General features: G+C 67.7%; 13 protein-coding genes and 1 pseudogene. 3 read left to right on the top strand and 11 right to left on the bottom strand.

The window, feature by feature from the left end; translation table 11 throughout:
• Positions 1-106 precede the first annotated feature (106 nt).
• A complete protein-coding gene (locus AC1DER_RS15440; protein WP_477246340.1) occupies positions 107-688 on the top strand; it encodes a Smr/MutS family protein in 582 nt (193 codons plus the stop codon).
• A 30-nt stretch (positions 689-718) separates the two neighbouring features.
• Here the strand turns inward: AC1DER_RS15440 and AC1DER_RS15435 are convergent, their stop codons facing one another.
• From AC1DER_RS15435 to AC1DER_RS15395, 9 genes and pseudogenes are all read right to left on the bottom strand, one after another.
• Positions 719-958: a hypothetical protein gene (locus AC1DER_RS15435; protein ID WP_477246342.1), complete on the bottom strand. Its 240-nt coding sequence runs from the start codon at positions 956-958 to the stop codon at positions 719-721.
• Between the two features lie 148 nt (positions 959-1106).
• Positions 1107-2168: a tRNA pseudouridine(13) synthase TruD gene (gene truD / locus AC1DER_RS15430; protein WP_477246344.1), complete on the bottom strand. Its 1062-nt coding sequence runs from the start codon at positions 2166-2168 to the stop codon at positions 1107-1109.
• On the bottom strand, positions 2165-2644 hold the full coding sequence (gene ispF / locus AC1DER_RS15425) for a 2-C-methyl-D-erythritol 2,4-cyclodiphosphate synthase (protein ID WP_477246441.1): 480 nt from the start codon (positions 2642-2644) through the stop codon (positions 2165-2167). Before ispF ends, truD begins: the two co-directional genes overlap by 4 nt.
• Before the next feature lie 15 nt (positions 2645-2659).
• Positions 2660-3340 (bottom strand): annotated as a pseudogene (gene ispD, locus AC1DER_RS15420) (2-C-methyl-D-erythritol 4-phosphate cytidylyltransferase); the annotation flags it as partial.
• A 3-nt stretch (positions 3341-3343) separates the two neighbouring features.
• Positions 3344-3673 carry a cell division protein FtsB gene (ftsB, locus tag AC1DER_RS15415; protein WP_477246346.1) on the bottom strand — a complete coding sequence of 110 codons (330 nt, stop codon included), beginning with the start codon at positions 3671-3673 and terminating at the stop codon, positions 3344-3346.
• An 18-nt stretch (positions 3674-3691) separates the two neighbouring features.
• Positions 3692-4981 (bottom strand): phosphopyruvate hydratase, encoded by a 1290-nt coding sequence (gene eno, locus AC1DER_RS15410; protein ID WP_477246348.1) that lies wholly within the window; start codon positions 4979-4981, stop codon positions 3692-3694.
• A gap of 162 nt (positions 4982-5143) precedes the next feature.
• Positions 5144-5977, bottom strand: coding sequence for a 3-deoxy-8-phosphooctulonate synthase (kdsA, locus tag AC1DER_RS15405; RefSeq protein WP_477246350.1), 834 nt, complete (start codon positions 5975-5977; stop codon positions 5144-5146).
• A gap of 61 nt (positions 5978-6038) precedes the next feature.
• Positions 6039-7703, bottom strand: a complete 1665-nt coding sequence (locus AC1DER_RS15400; protein WP_477246352.1) for a CTP synthase — start codon at positions 7701-7703, stop codon at positions 6039-6041.
• A gap of 390 nt (positions 7704-8093) precedes the next feature.
• A complete protein-coding gene (locus AC1DER_RS15395) occupies positions 8094-8342 on the bottom strand; it encodes a hypothetical protein (protein WP_477246354.1) in 249 nt (82 codons plus the stop codon).
• A 288-nt stretch (positions 8343-8630) separates the two neighbouring features.
• Here AC1DER_RS15395 and parE point away from each other — a divergent pair, with 288 nt between their 5' ends.
• Both parE and AC1DER_RS15385 read left to right on the top strand, forming a co-directional pair.
• Positions 8631-10538 carry a DNA topoisomerase IV subunit B gene (gene parE / locus AC1DER_RS15390; protein ID WP_477246355.1) on the top strand — a complete coding sequence of 636 codons (1908 nt, stop codon included), beginning with the start codon at positions 8631-8633 and terminating at the stop codon, positions 10536-10538.
• A gap of 158 nt (positions 10539-10696) precedes the next feature.
• Complete coding sequence (locus AC1DER_RS15385) at positions 10697-12295, top strand: outer membrane protein assembly factor BamB family protein (protein WP_477246357.1); 1599 nt, start codon at positions 10697-10699, stop codon at positions 12293-12295.
• A gap of 53 nt (positions 12296-12348) precedes the next feature.
• On the opposite strand, the gene AC1DER_RS15380 is transcribed toward AC1DER_RS15385, so the two are convergent.
• Entirely contained in the window at positions 12349-13602 is a 1254-nt protein-coding gene (locus AC1DER_RS15380) for a winged helix-turn-helix domain-containing protein (protein ID WP_477246359.1), read from the bottom strand.
• A gap of 10 nt (positions 13603-13612) precedes the next feature.
• On the bottom strand, positions 13613-14401 hold the full coding sequence (gene hutG / locus AC1DER_RS15375) for an N-formylglutamate deformylase (RefSeq protein ID WP_477246361.1): 789 nt from the start codon (positions 14399-14401) through the stop codon (positions 13613-13615).
• Positions 14402-14408 lie beyond the last annotated feature (7 nt).

Below are 14408 nucleotides of genomic sequence, written 5' to 3'. Positions count from 1 at the left end.
GCGATGTGAATGCGCCTGCCGGACCGTGCGGTACCCATGATAGCCGATGGGGATCGGCCGGCATGCCCGGCGCCGGCGCGCGATCCACTTCGCCTAGACTTGCGGCATGTCCGACAAGCGCGACGAAGACGACGACGCCGAACTGTTCCGCGCCGCGATTGGCCCGGTGCGGCGGCTGCGCGACACCACGCCGCCACCGGCCGCGCCCAAGCCCCGTCCGCGCGCCCGTATGGCCGAGCGCGACGAGGCCCACGCCCGCGAACAGTTCCGCCATGCCCTGGATGAACACCCGCTCGATGCCGGCGACGCCCTCTCCTACCGCCGCGATGAAATCTCGCCGCGGTTGCTGCAGAAGCTCAAGCGGGGCGAGATCTCGGCACAGGAGGAACTCGACCTGCACGGCGCCGACGCGCGCGAGGCCGAGCAGTTGCTGCGCGCATTCCTGCACGACGCCCGCCTGCACGGCGTGGGCTGCGTGCGCGTGATTCACGGCAAGGGGTTGCACGGCAAGGCATTGCACGGCGCCGCCTCGATAGCGAGCAGCGGCGCGCCCGTGCTGAAGAACCTGGTCGACCGCATGCTGCGCCAGCGCGCGGACGTCCTGGCTTTCCACTCCGCACCGCCCCTGCAGGGCGGCACCGGAGCGGTGCTGGTACTGCTCGCGCCCCGTCGCCTTCGCTCGTCCTGAGCCCGGCAACCGGGACGCCAGGCAGTGGTGTTACTGGTGACCGGTTTCCTGCGCGACCTGCTCGGCCGTCTTGCGCGGCGAGTTCACCCACACCACGTCGATACCGCGGCGGCGGGCGACGCGTTCGACATAGGCAATGTAAGCCTCGTCGTTGTCCATGATCGACGGTGCTTTCGGCTCGGGCACATAGGCAGTCTTGCTCTGCATGCCGGCACAGGCCGCCAGGCCGAGGACCGACACCAACACAGCCATGCGTAACGATGCGTTCATGACGACATCTCCATGACGTGATCGCCGTACCCGACGGGTACGACGGCACAAGGCTAAAAACACCTTGTACGATTTCGGCTTATACGCCGGCGCTTTAGGCGCACCAGTGCCAGCAGATGCTTTCCGACGAACGGTCGAAGTTACCCGTTCAGCCGCCACGACCGAGCGCGAGAACGTCACCCAGTTCGGCCAGAACGACAGTGGCATAAGTACCGGGTGGAAGGCTGAAAGCCAACTGGAGTACATCGCCGTCGAGCCACTGCCAGGTCAGGTCGGCCGGCTTCAGGCGCAGCGCGCGCCGCTCCTGTTTCAGGCCTTCGGCCTCCAGGCCTGCGCGCAACGCGACAGCGTCTTCGTCGGACATCGCCGCAAGTTCAACGGCCGCCGCCGCACCCTGGCTGCGCAGGTCGCCCTTCCCCCACAGCGCGCCGCTGGGATGGATGTCGAACGCGCCCAGACGTTGCGCAAGTTCGTCGCTGAAAGGTTCCGGCCCGAACACGCTGCGGCTGCCGTCGAGCAACCAGACCTCACCGTCCATGGCCTGGTTCCAGCTGCCGGACTCCACGCGCGCCGCCAGTGCGCGGTTGAACAACTCCGAACGCGCGGCCGAGATCAGCAGCGTGCGCTGCTCGCGGCGCACGCGCCGGCCGGCGAACATCGCCAGCGCGTTGGCGACGTTGTCGCCTTCGCGGCCGAAGCGCTGCTCGCCAAAGTAGTTGGGCACGCCGTGCGCCGCGATGGCCTGCAGCCGCGATTCGATCGCGCCGCGCTCGCCGGCGACTTCGCGCAGCACCAGCACGAAGCGGTTGCCGGCCAGCGCGCCGCGCGGCAGCTTGCGCGAATGCCAGGCGTGATCGAGCACACGCAGGCGCTCGCCGCCGTCCTCACCGGTCGCCAGCGTCGCCAGGTCGGGCGCCACGCGCTTGGGCAGGTGCACGCTGAAACGCTGCCGGGTCACGGCATTGCGGTCCTTGAGGCCGGCATAGCCGATCGCGACCTCACCCACGCCAGCCCATTCGGCGATGCGCCGTGCGGCGAAGGCGGTGTTCATGCCGCGCTTCTCGATGGTCAGCAGCAGGTGCTCGCCGCTGCCGCTGGGTTCGAAGCCGGACAGCTCCTCGACCAGGAAATCCTCGGCCGTGGTGCGCATGTTGGCGCTCAGCACCGGCTCGCCGTGCGCGCGCGGCAGCCTCGGCTCCTGCGCGTTCAAGCGCGCACCAGCAGGCACACGGCCATCGCCGCGATGCCCTCGCCACGACCGGTGAAGCCGAGCTTCTCGGTGGTGGTGGCCTTGATGCTGACCGCGTCCTCGGCCAGGCCGAGATCGCCCGCCAGGAGGTGCCGCATCGCCGCAGCATGCGGGCCGACCTTGGGGCGTTCGCAGATCACGGTGATGTCGGCGTTGCCGAGCAGCCAGCCGCGTTCGGCGATGAGCGATTGGCAGTGGCGCAGGAAGGCGCGGCTGTCGGCGCCCTTCCACCGCGGGTCGCTCGGCGGAAAGTGCTGGCCGATGTCGCCCAGCGCCAGCGCGCCGAGCATCGCGTCGCACAGCGCGTGGATGACGACGTCGCCGTCGGAGTGGGCCACGATGCCGCGGTCGTGCGGAACGCGCACGCCGCCGAGCATGACGTGATCGCCGTCGCCGAAGGCGTGTACGTCGAATCCCTGGCCGATGCGCATATTCATCTGTTCTGCCTCAACCCGGTTGGAAATCAGATACCGCGCCAACGCCAGATCCGCCGGCGTCGTCACCTTGAGGTTGTCCTCGCGGCCTTCGACCAGCGCCGGATGGGCGCCAACGCGTTCCATCGCCATCGCCTCGTCGGTGACCACGATCCCGGCCGCTTTCGCCTGCTCCAGCGCGGCCGTCAACGCGCCGCGGCGGAATGCCTGCGGCGTGAACGCTCGCCACAAGCGCTCGCGTGGCTCGGTGGCGGCGATGTTAGCCGCGCCGTCCGCGCGCTTGAGGGTGTCGCGCACCGGCGCGCCGAGAATGGCGCCGTCGGCATGGGCACTGGCCGAGGCGATCAGGCGATCGAGGTCCTCGCGGCGCAGGTTCGGCCGCGCCGCGTCGTGCACCAGCACCAGCGCGTCGCTGCCGACATCGGCGGGAAGCGCCTGCAATGCCGCCAGCACCGAATCGGCGCGCTCGCCGCCGCCGACGCAACGCAGCACCGGCTTTCCGTGCAGATTGGCCCAGCCGGGCCAGAGCGCGTCATTGTTCGACAGCGCGACCACGGCGCCTGCAATGCGCGGGTGCGAGAGCAGCGCATCGAGTGCGTGTGCGATCAGCGGGCGACCGGCGATCTCGAGGTACTGCTTCGGCGTCTCGCCGCCGAAGCGCGAGCCACGACCGGCAGCGGGAATGACGGCCCAGATCACGGGCTACTCGCTTTTCGGCTCGGTGCCCGCTTCCGGCGCCGGCGCCGTGCCTTCCGGCTCGACCACGCGATAGAACGTCTCGCCCGGCTTGATCATGCCCAGCTCGCTGCGCGCGCGCTCCTCCACCGCCGCCTCGCCGGACTTGAGGTCCTCGACTTCGGCGGCGAGCGCGTCGTTGCGCTGCTGCATGCCCTGGTTCTCGTGCGCCTGCTGCTGCACCTGCTGCTGCAGGCGGGCGACCGAGCGGCTGCCGCCCTCGCCCACCCACAGCCGGTACTGGAGGAACACCAGCAGTCCGGCCAGTGCCAGCAGCAGCAGTCGCAAGCCGCGCATGCGCCCGGGTCTCCTGGCTCAGCGCTTGATCGAGATGAAGGCGTCGCGGCCGGCGTACTTCGCCGCCGCGCCCAGCTGCTCTTCGATGCGCAGCAGCTGGTTGTACTTGGCGACGCGGTCGCTGCGGCACAGCGAGCCGGTCTTGATCTGGGTCGCGGTGGTGGCGACCGAGATGTCGGCGATGGTGGTGTCCTCGGTTTCGCCCGAGCGGTGCGAGACGATCGAGGCGTAGCGGTTGGCGTCGGCCATCGCGATCGCTTCCAGGGTCTCGGTGAGGGTGCCGATCTGGTTGACCTTGATCAGGATGGCGTTGGCCACGCCCTTGTCGATGCCTTCCTGGAAGATCTTCGGGTTGGTCACGAACAGGTCGTCGCCGACCAGCTGCACCTTGTTGCCGACGCGCTCGGTCAGCAGCTTCCAGCCGGCCCAGTCGTTCTCGGCCATGCCGTCTTCGATGGTGATGATCGGGTACTGCGCGGCCCAGTTGGCGAGGAAGTCGACGAACTGCTCGCTGGTCAGGCGCTTGCCTTCACCGGTGAGGTTGTACTTGCCGTTCTCGAAGAACTCGCTGGAGGCGACGTCGAGGCCGAGCAGGATGTCTTCGCCGGCCTTGTAGCCGGCCTTGCCGATCGCCTCGAGGATGGTCTCGAGGGCTTCCTCGTTGCTGCGAAGGTCGGGGGCGAAACCGCCCTCGTCGCCCACCGCCGTGCTCAGGCCGCGGCCCTTGAGCACCGACTTGAGCGCGTGGAACACCTCGGTGCCGGCGCGCAGCGCCTCGGCGAAGTTGTCCACGCCCACCGGCAGGATCATGAATTCCTGCAGGTCGACGTTGTTGTCGGCGTGCGCACCGCCGTTGATGATGTTCATCATCGGCACCGGCAGCACGGCCTCGCGGCCACCAGCCAGGTACTTCCACAGCGGCAGCTTCTTCGAGGCAGCCATCGCGTGGGCATTGGCGAGCGACACGCCCAGCAGTGCGTTGGCGCCCAGGCGGCCCTTGTTCTCGGTGCCGTCGAGGTCGATCAGGCGGCGGTCGAGGCCGGCCTGGTCGGCGCCGTCGAAACCTGCCAGCGCCGTGGCGATCGCGCCGTTGACGTTCTCGACCGCCTTGCGCACGCCCTTGCCCAGGTAACGGGTCTTGTCGCCGTCGCGCAGCTCGACCGCTTCCTTGGTGCCGGTGGAGGCGCCGGACGGCACCATCGCGCGGCCGAAGCTGCCGTCGGCCAGGGTGACCTCGGCTTCGAGCGTGGGATTGCCGCGGCTGTCGAGGATCTCGCGGGCGTGGACTTTGGCGATGGTCGTGGTCATGTCGTCGAGGGAATGGTCGTCGTGGGAATGGTCAAAGGGGGGCCGTGGCCAGAACGATGCCGGCCGGTCGGGCGCCAGCCGGGGACGATAGCCGAGTTGGGGCGGCGCCGCGCGGTGGCGGCGCCAGACCGGGGTCGCAGGAGGCGGCGGCGCCCGGCATGATCAGGCGTCGGATTCCAGGAATCCGTTGCGCTTGGTGATCTCGTCGAGCTGCTTGAGCGTCTCCAGCAGCGCGCGCATCTTCGGCAGCGGCCAGGCGTTGGGGCCGTCGGACAGCGCCTCGTCCGGCACCGGATGGGTCTCCATGAAGATGCCGGCAATACCGACCGCCATCGCCGCGCGCGCCAGCACCGGCACGAACTCGCGCTGGCCGCCGCTCTTGCCATCCATGCCGCCGGGCAGCTGCACCGAGTGGGTCGCGTCGAACACCACCGGGCAATTGGTATCGCGCATGACGCTCAGCGATCGCATGTCCGAGACCAGGTTGTTGTAGCCGAAGCTGGCGCCGCGCTCGCAGGCCATGATCAGCTCGTTGCCGGTCGCCTTGGCCTTGTTGGTGACGTGCTTCATCTCCCACGGCGAGAGGAACTGGCCCTTCTTGATGTTCACCGGCAGGCCGGTACGGGCCACGTTCTGGATGAAGTCGGTCTGGCGGCACAGGAACGCCGGGGTCTGCAGCACGTCGACGACGCTGGCGACCTCGTTCATCGGCGTGTACTCGTGCACGTCGGTCAGCACCGGCACCCCGATCTGCTTCTTCACTTCGGCCAGCACCTTCAGGCCCTCTTCCAGGCCGGGGCCGCGGAAGCTGGTGCCGGAGGTGCGGTTGGCCTTGTCGAAGCTGGACTTGAAGATGAAGTTGATGCCCAGCCCGGAGGTGATTTCCTTGAGCTTGCCGGCGACGTCGAGCTGCAGTTGCATCGACTCGATCACGCACGGGCCGGCGATCAGGAAGAAAGGCTGGTCGAGACCGACTTCGAATCCGCAGAGTTTCATGTTGTGTGCTCTGAAGCCCTCCCCTTCAAGGGGAGGGTTGGGAGGGGATGGGTTGCAAGCTTCAAGCGGTGGCTTCCTTCAACAGCCTTCCACCCGCCTGCGCCTTGTGCTCGCGCGCAGCGCGGACAAAGCCGATGAACAACGGGTGGCCGTCGCGCGGGGTCGACAGGAACTCCGGGTGCGCCTGGCAGGCCAGGAACCACGGGTGCTTGTCGCGCGGCAGTTCGACCATCTCCACCAGCAGGTCGTCCATCGACTTGGCCGAGATCACCAGGCCGGCGTCCTCGAGCTGGGTGCGGTAGCGGTTGTTGAACTCGTAGCGATGGCGATGGCGCTCGGCGACCACGTCGGCGCCGTAGACCTCGCGCGCCAGCGTCGCCGGCTTCAGGCGCTGCTCCTGCAGGCCCAGGCGCATGGTGCCGCCCAGGTCGCTGTCTTCGCTGCGGCGCTCGATCTCGCCGGTGGCGGTGCGCCACTCGGTGATCAGGCCGATCACCGGATGCGGGCTGGCCTTGTCGTTCTCGGTGCTGTTGGCGCCATCGAGACCGCCCAGGTGGCGGGCGACGTCGACCACCGCCGCCTGCATGCCGTAGCAGATGCCGAAGTACGGCACGCCGGCTTCACGCGCGTACTTGGCGGTGAGCACCTTGCCTTCGAAACCGCGGTCGCCGAAACCGCCCGGCACGAGGATGCCGTCGACGTCCTTGAGCGAACTGACGCCCTCCTCTTCGATCTCGCTCGATTCGAGCCACTTCAGCTTGACCTTGGTGCGCTGGCGCAGGCCGCCGTGCTTGAGCGCCTCGGCCAGCGACTTGTAGGCGTCCTGGTGGTCGATGTACTTGCCGACCACCGCAATGCGGACTTCGTCGACCGGATGCTCGCTGGCATCGACCACTTCGTCCCATTCGGTCAGGTCGGCCGGGCCGGCGTTGATGCGCAGGCGGTCGAGCACGATCGCGTCCAGGCCTTCCTCGTGGAAGCGGCGCGGCATCTTGTAGATGTTGTCCAGGTCGACGGCCGAAATGACGGCGCGCTCGGGAACGTTGGTGAACAGCGCGATCTTGCGACGCTCGCTGTCGGGCAGCGGCTGCTCGCTGCGGCACAGCAGCACGTCGGGCTGGATGCCGATCGAACGCAGCTCCTTGACCGAGTGCTGGGTCGGCTTGGTCTTGAGCTCGCCGGCGGCGGCGATGTACGGCACCAGGGTCAGGTGCATGAACAACGCGCCTTCCGAGCCACGCTCGCTGCGGATCTGGCGAATGGCTTCAAGGAACGGCAGCGACTCGATGTCGCCGACCGTGCCGCCGACCTCGACCAGGGCCACGTCGAAGCCTTCGGTGGCCTCGATGATGCAGCGCTTGATCTCGTCGGTGATGTGCGGGATCACCTGCACGGTGCCGCCCAGGTAGTCGCCGCGGCGCTCCTTGCGGATCACGTTGTCGTAGATGCGACCGGTGGTGATCGAATTCTTGCGGCTCAGGCGGTTGCGCAGGTAGCGCTCGTAGTGGCCCAGGTCCAGGTCGGTCTCGGCGCCGTCGTCGGTGACGTACACCTCGCCGTGCTGGAACGGGCTCATCGTGCCCGGATCGACGTTGATGTAGGGGTCGAGCTTCATCATCGTCACGCGCAGGCCGCGTGCTTCGAGGATGGCCGCCAGCGAGGCTGCCGCAATGCCCTTGCCAAGCGAGGACACCACGCCGCCGGTGACGAAAATCAGGGGAGTCATGGTTTTGCTACCGCTGGAAAGCCATAGTCTACAGGCTGCGTCGCTTTCCGGCGAGCCGTCCGGGCTCCGCAGGGCCGTTCAGATGGTCTGAAAACACTTCCACCCTTCGACTTCGGCCTGCGGCCTACGCTCAGGACGAACGGTGATGGGAAGGCTACGGCCTGCGCGCTCAGGACGAACGGTGGGGGAAAGGCTGCGGCCTGCGCGCTCAGGACGAACGGTGGGGGGAAGGCTGCGGCCTGCGCGCTCAGGACGAACGGTGGGGGAAGATTCCGTTCGTCCTGAGCGTAGGCGCATGGCGCCGAAGTCGAAGGACCTGCCGCAACCTCACAAACGGCGACGCCCCGGCAAGCCGGGGCGTCGCGGGTCAAGCCTGTTGAGCCGGACGGCTCAGCGGTCGTCCTCTTCCTCCGGCTCGACCTCCGGCCGGGACTTGGACTTGTCCTTCTTGCCGGCCTTGTTGGCGTCGGACTGGCCCTTGTCGGCCTTGCCGGCCTGCGCTGCATCGGCCTTCTGGGCCTGGGCAGCCTGTTCCTTGGCCTTGGCGTCGGCCTGGGCGTCATGCTGCTGCGCGAGAGCCAGCGGCGACGCGAGGATCGCGGCGATCAGGCTGGGGAGCAGAAGCTTGCGGGTAGTCATGCGAAGAACCTCCTGGGGAACAGTTGCGACTTCGGCGTCACCATCTTACTTGCGTAACGCGTCACGGGACGCGGGGTTGACGACCGGGCGAACCCTAGCGGCGCGCACCCGAGCCGGGACTGAACGGCCTGCGCGAACTCGCCTGGACGCCGTCGCGGCACCCTCCCGATGTGCGGCCGGAACCCTGACGCTTCAAGGGCGCACGTCGCGGGCCGGAGCGCGCGGTTGAATTTCCGTCGCCACACGCCGACCATCCCCGCTCCTGTCCCCCGCGCTGTCGTGCCCAGAATGAGTTCCCGTTACAACGCAGCTGATATCGAAGTCCTGTCCGGCCTGGATCCCGTCAAGCGCCGGCCCGGCATGTACACCGACACCACGCGCCCGAACCACCTGGCGCAGGAAGTCATCGACAACGCGGTCGACGAGGCGCTCGCCGGCCACGCCCGCTTCATCGACGTCACCCTGCACAGCGACGGCAGCTGCTCGGTCGGCGACGACGGCCGCGGCATGCCGGTGGACATCCACCCCGAGGAGAAGATCCCGGGCGTGGAGCTGATCCTCACGCGCCTCCACGCCGGCGGCAAGTTCAGCAACAAGAACTACACCTTCTCCGGCGGCCTGCACGGCGTCGGCGTCAGCGTGGTCAATGCGCTGTCGACCCTGGTCGATGTGCGCATCAAGCGCGACGGCAACGAATACCGGATGACGTTCAACAACGGCGACCGCGCCACGCCGCTGGAAGTGATCGGCACCGTCGGCAAGAAGAACACCGGCACGCGCGTGCACTTCTGGCCCGACCCGAAGTACTTCGACACGCCCAAGTTCAACCTGCGCTCGCTGCGCCACCTGCTGCGCGCCAAGGCCGTGCTGTGCCCGGGCCTGACCGTGCGCCTGTTTGATGAGGCCAGCGACGAGCGCAACGAGTGGTACTACGAGGATGGCCTGCGCGACTATCTGCGTGGCGAACTCAGTGAACGCGAGCTGCTGCCGCCGGACCTGTTCGTCGGCAAGCTGACCAAGGACACCGAGACCGCCGACTGGGCGGTGGCGTGGGTTCCCGACGGCGAGCTGGTGCAGGAAAGCTACGTCAACCTGATCCCGACGGCGCAGCACGGCACCCACGTCAATGGCCTGCGCACCGGCTTCACCGATGCGCTGCGCGAGTTCTGCGACTTCCGCAACCTGCTGCCGCGCGGCGTCAAGCTGGCGCCGGAAGATGTGTGGGACCGCGTCGCCTTCGTGCTCAGCATCAAGATGACCGACCCGCAGTTCAGTGGCCAGACCAAGGAGCGGTTGTCCTCGCGCCAGGCGGCCGGCTTCGTCGAGGGCGCCGCGCACGATGCGTTCTCGCTGTGGCTCAACCAGCACACCGAGATGGGCGAGCGGATCGCGCAACTGGCGATCGAGCGCGCGAGCGCGCGCCTGAAGACCGAGAAGCAGGTCATCCGCAAGAAGATCACCCAGGGCCCTGCCCTGCCCGGCAAGCTGGCCGACTGCAGCAGCCAGGACCTGTCGCGTACCGAACTGTTCCTGGTCGAAGGCGATTCGGCCGGTGGCAGCGCGCGCCAGGCCCGAGACAAGGACTTCCAGGCGATCCTGCCGCTGCGCGGCAAGATCCTCAACACCTGGGAAGTCGCCTCGGGCAGCGTGCTGGCATCGCAGGAAGTGCATGACCTCGCCGTCGCGATTGGTTGCGACCCGGGCAAGGACGACCTGTCGGGCCTGCGCTACGGCAAGGTCATCATCCTCGCCGACGCCGACTCCGACGGCCTGCACATCGCCACGCTGCTGACGGCGTTGTTCCTCAGGCACTTCCCGTCGCTGGTCTCGGCCGGGCACGTGTTCGTGGCGATGCCGCCGCTGTTCCGCGTCGACGTGGGCAAGCAGGTGTTCTACGCGCTTGACGAGGAAGAGAAGCGGATCCTGCTGGAGAAGATCGAGCGCGAGAAGGGCGACCGCAAGAAGGGCTTCAGCGGCCAGGTCAACACCACCCGCTTCAAGGGCCTGGGCGAGATGAACCCGTCGCAGCTGCGCGAGTCGACCATCCATCCCGACACGCGCCGCCTGGTCCAGCTGACCGTCGACGACGACGTGGAAACCCACTCGCTGATGGACATGCTGCTGGCCAAGAAGCGCGCCGGCGACCGCAAGCAGTGGCTGGAAACCAAGGGCGACCTGGCGACGCTGGAGGTCTGACGCTCGACCATTTTTTGATGTGAGCGGGGTGCGCGCGCGCTCCGCGCGCGGTACCCGCCTGGACTCGTGGCCAGGCGGTAACAGGGGAAGTTCCACACAGCTCTGGGGAGAGGCTTGTGATGAGGAAGCAGCACGTTGTGGCGGCGCTGTGCGTCGCCATGTTCCTTGCCGCCTGTGGCGGCGGTGGCGGTGGCAAAGGCAAGACTGGTTCGGGAGCGCCCGCTCCTGCAGCACCGGCTCCAACCGCGACGATAACGGTGGCAGTGAGTTCGGCGCCGGTGTCGCAGACCATCGACTACGGCGATGCCTTCAGCATGGCGCTGGACGGGACGTGGAGCAGCAGCAACCTGGGCGCGGCCGCCGTGTACCTGCAGGTCACCGACAGCGGCGGCACGTTTGCGCTGCCGCCAGTCCAGGCCGCGCCGGCGAACAATACGTTCCACTACGCCTTGAACGCGATCAGCAACGTCCAGGCCGGTGACCGCAACGGCACGCTGACGGTCCGCGCGTGCAAGGACGAGGCTTGCGCGCAGATGTATTCCAACGCGACCGCCAGCCTCGACTATCGGCTGCAGGTCACCGCGGTGGGCGAATGGGAGACCGTCCAGCGCGATGCCACCCACAATGGCTACGTGCCGATCCAGCTGGATCCGACACGCTTCGCCAAGGCGTGGGAATGGACGTTCCCGCAGGACGCCACCGCGGCGAGCTCCTTCGTCCTGAGGCCGGCAACGGGACCGGGCGCGGCGTATCTCGTCGCCGGCAACCTCGATGTCAACGACAGCAGCTACGCGATCTCGGCGTTTGCACTGGACGAACACACGGGCAGCGTGAAGTGGACCTACCGGCTGCCCGGAAACACCGTGGGAGCGCCCGCGGCTGCGGGCGGCCTGATCTATATCCCTACGCCCAACAGTAGTACGCATTTCACCGCGATCGACGCCAATAACGGCAGTGTGCGTTTCAACTACACACAAACGGTGCTGCCGTCTCCGCAGTTCATAGCGCCAACCCTTTTCGGGGGCAACGCCTATTTCATCGCCGGCGCCAATGGCAGCGAGATACACGCCGCCAACGCCCTTACCGGTGCGCAGCAATGGGCGCAGCCGCGTGTCGGCAGCGTGCCCACCACGCCTGCGGTAGACCAGGGCCTCGTGTATTACTTCGGCAGCCATGCGTTGAACATCCTGGATCGCGCCACGGGCACCTCCGTTGCCTCAGTGGCGGATCCGTCTTCGGCCGGGACCGACCAACCCAACACGGCGGTACCGGTACTTGGCTCCCGCGGCAACGTGATCGTGAATTCGTACAACAACGGGGCAAATGCGTGGCGGCTTACCAGCTTCAACATTGCCGCGCGCCAATGGCAGTGGTCCACGCAGGCCTCCTATCGCACACTGTTTGCCGTGGCTCCGGGCGTGATCTATGCAATTCGTCGGGGAGGCACTTCGGTGCCGGTCATGGATGCAATCGATGAGGCGACGGGCAACGTCGTGGGCACCTGGAGCCCACCGGCCGCCGATGCACAGGAATACTCCAGCAGCAATATCGTCGCCACCCGCAACCTGGTGATCGTGAGCACGGCCTCGTTCTCGGGAACCGGATACACGTACGCGGTCGACCGGGCCACCCTGCAGACCGTATGGAGTTACCCGGACGCTGGCAGCGCGGTGATTTCGGCGAGCCGCACCTTGTACCTGCTCGCCGGTGACCCCTCGGCTCCGGCCAAGCGGATCGTCGCCTTCAAGCTGCGCTGAGCCTCATGGCACCGCCCGCAAGCCGGGCGGTGCCTTTGCCCTTCTCGCAGTGATCAGCGCAGCGCGGCAAGACTGGCCTTGAGCAATCTGGCGAACGAGGCCGGCCGGCAGCGCAGCAACTGGACCTTCGGTGTGCCGTGCCAGCGCGCGCAATTGTCGATGGCGCGGGCGATGTCTGCGGCCAGCGCGTCGTCGGCCACGACGCCTTCCTCAAGGTAAAGCGCCTTCACTTCGAACGTGCCGTCCCGGCGATGCGCTTTCGCATCCAGCCGGCCAACCAGCCGTCCACGCACCAGGATCGGCAGCACGAAGTAGCCATAGCGACGCCTGGGTTCGGGCGTGTAGCACTCCAGCGTGTAGTCGAAGCCGAAGAACTCGCTGACCCGCTCGCGATCCCAGACTACAGGGTCGAATGGCGACAGCAGCGTGGTGTGGCTGGGGCGCAACTTGCCGGCGCGGGCCAGCGCCAGTTGCGGCGCCAGATCCGGGTGGACATAGCCGGGCGCCTGCCAGCCCTTGACCTCGACGCGCAGCAACGCGCCCTCCTCCACCAGGCCGTCCAGGTCGACATCGCGCAAGCGCGGGCGCAGCCGGTAGTAGTCGGCGATCCAGCGCGCCTGGGTGATGCCCAGTGCGCGTACCGATTTCAGCAGCAACTCGCGCCGCGCCAACGCGGTGTCCAGCGACGCGCGCTCCCAGTCCGGCTGGACCTGACCTACCACACGCTCGGCCAGGTCATAGACGCGATGGAAGTTCTCGCGCCGGGTGACCATCAGCCCGCCCAGGGCGAAGGCGGCCTCGAGCCAGCGCTTTTCGTTCTTCCACTCCCACCAGCCGCCGCCCGTGCCGTCCTCGCGCTCGAAATCGGCCGCCTTGACCGCGCCGTGGCTGCGAACGTGATCGAGCAGGCCGGCGATGTCGGCGACATGCGCCTCGTGCGTCCTGCGGGCGCTACGGATGGCCCAATGGTGGTCGCGGTGCTCGATCGCGCTGCGCATCAGCGTGTAATCGGCGATCGGAGCGAAACACGCCTCGTGCGCCCACAGCTCGAAGATGTCGCGCTGCGCCAGCAATTCCTCCAGCCACACCGCGGGATAGTCCCCAACGCGCGAAAACAACACCAGATAAGGACTGCGCGCGACGACGTGGATGGTGTCGATCTGCAGCAACTGCATGCGCGCGATCGCCGCCAGCAGATCGGCCTTGCCGGCGCGCCGGCGCGGGCGGGTGGCCAGGCCCTGCGCGGCAAGATGCAGGGCGCGCGCCTGTGCCGGCGGCAACGGCGGCAACGCGACGGCAACGGTCACGCCGCGGCCTTCACGACTTCAACGTGGCCTGCAACAGCGCCGAGATCACCTTGCGCAGGTGCCCGGCCTTGGTGGCGTCATAGGCGAAACTGTCTTCGTCCATGTAGTTGCGCTGGCTGATTTCCAGTTGCACCGCGTCGATGCCACGCTGCGGCTGGCCGTAGTGGCGGGTGATGTAGCCACCCTTGAACCGGCCGTTGACGACGAAGTCGTACTCGTCCTGCGCCGACAGCACGGCCTCGAGACGGTGCTGCAGGGCCGGCGCGCAGCTGGCACCGGCGGAGGTGCCGAGGTTGAGGTCGGGCAGCCGCCCTTCGAACAGGAACGGCAGGTCGCTGCCGCGGATCGAATGCCCTTCCCACAGCACCGCGTGGCCGTGCTGTCCCTGGATGCGGTCGAGCTCTGCGCGCAAGGCTTCGTGGTAGGGGCGCCAGTAGGTTTCCACGCGCTGCGCCACTTCGTCCGGCGACGGCGCCTGTCCTTCCAGGTACACCGGCTCGCCGCTGAACTGCACCGCCGGGCACAGGCCGGTGGTGTTCTGGCCCGGGTACAGCGAGGTGTCGTCGGGCGGGCGGTTGAGGTCGACGACGTAACGCGAATGGCGCGGCACGATGATCGACGCGCCAAGCTCGCGGGCGAAGTCGTACAGGGTCGAGACGTGCCAGTCGGTATCGGGCGCGATCCGTGCACGCGCGGTCATGCGTGCGGCCAGTTCCTGCGGAATGTGGCTGCCGTCGTGCGGCAGGCTGACCAGCAGCGGCGCGGTGCCGCGGTGCAGGGTGTAGATGTCGGTGCTCATTGCGGTG

The organism is Lysobacter sp. 05T417 (genome assembly GCF_056396405.1).
The sequence above is the reverse complement of the archived record's forward strand: the minus strand, read 5'-3'. Positions and strand labels throughout refer to the sequence as shown.

Bases quoted from the DNA above. Each gene is read 5' to 3' on its own strand.
- AC1DER_RS15440 (WP_477246340.1), top strand. From the start codon at position 107: ATGTCCGACAAGCGCGACGAAGACGACGACGCCGAACTGTTCCGCGCC.
- AC1DER_RS15435 (WP_477246342.1), bottom strand. From the start codon at position 958: ATGAACGCATCGTTACGCATGGCTGTGTTGGTGTCGGTCCTCGGCCTG.
- ispF (WP_477246441.1), bottom strand. From the start codon at position 2,644: ATGAATATGCGCATCGGCCAGGGATTCGACGTACACGCCTTCGGCGAC.
- ftsB (WP_477246346.1), bottom strand. From the start codon at position 3,673: ATGCGCGGCTTGCGACTGCTGCTGCTGGCACTGGCCGGACTGCTGGTG.
- eno (WP_477246348.1), bottom strand. From the start codon at position 4,981: ATGACCACGACCATCGCCAAAGTCCACGCCCGCGAGATCCTCGACAGC.
- kdsA (WP_477246350.1), bottom strand. From the start codon at position 5,977: ATGAAACTCTGCGGATTCGAAGTCGGTCTCGACCAGCCTTTCTTCCTG.
- AC1DER_RS15400 (WP_477246352.1), bottom strand. From the start codon at position 7,703: ATGACTCCCCTGATTTTCGTCACCGGCGGCGTGGTGTCCTCGCTTGGC.
- AC1DER_RS15395 (WP_477246354.1), bottom strand. From the start codon at position 8,342: ATGACTACCCGCAAGCTTCTGCTCCCCAGCCTGATCGCCGCGATCCTC.
- parE (WP_477246355.1), top strand. From the start codon at position 8,631: ATGAGTTCCCGTTACAACGCAGCTGATATCGAAGTCCTGTCCGGCCTG.
- AC1DER_RS15385 (WP_477246357.1), top strand. From the start codon at position 10,697: ATGTTCCTTGCCGCCTGTGGCGGCGGTGGCGGTGGCAAAGGCAAGACT.
- hutG (WP_477246361.1), bottom strand. From the start codon at position 14,401: ATGAGCACCGACATCTACACCCTGCACCGCGGCACCGCGCCGCTGCTG.